Genomic DNA, 600 nt, shown 5'->3' on the forward strand with positions numbered 1-600 from the left:
CGGCCCACAAGACGATAAAATAACAATTAACAAAAATCCTTACCCAAGTACTTATCAGCCACTTTCTACATCAAGCACTCTTATCACAAATGCAACAGTACTTACAGGTACTGGTGAGCGTTTAGATGAGGCTGATGTATTACTTGTTGATGGTAAAGTACAACAAGTCGGTAAAGACTTAACAGCGACTGCTGATATTACAATTGATGCACATGGAAAATGGGTAACACCGGGTATTATTGACGTACATTCACATTTAGGCGCATACCCAAGTCCTTCGGTCGAGTCGCATCAAGATGGTAACGAAATGACCAGCCCTAACACTGCAGAAGTGTGGGTTGAGCATTCTGTTTGGCCACAAGACCCAGGCTTTAATCGTGCACGCGAAGGCGGCATTACTTCTCTACAAATTTTACCAGGCTCAGCTAACTTATTTGGTGGACGCGGCGTTACGCTTAAAAACGTACCAGCGCACACTATGCAAGGGATGAAATTTCCAGAGGCGCCGTATGGTTTAAAAATGGCGTGTGGTGAAAACCCTAAACGTGTTTATGGTCGTCAAGGTGTATTGCCTTCAACCCGTATGGGTAATATGGCTGG

1 pseudogene is annotated in these 600 nt (G+C 44.3%); it reads left to right on the forward strand.

Going from position 1 to position 600, the window contains the following annotated elements:
• A pseudogene (locus L652_RS0102370) lies at positions 1–600 on the forward strand (amidohydrolase); the annotation flags it as partial.

Source organism: Pseudoalteromonas sp. TB25 (assembly GCF_000497995.1).
Taxonomy (GTDB): Bacteria; Pseudomonadota; Gammaproteobacteria; order Enterobacterales; family Alteromonadaceae; genus Pseudoalteromonas; species Pseudoalteromonas distincta.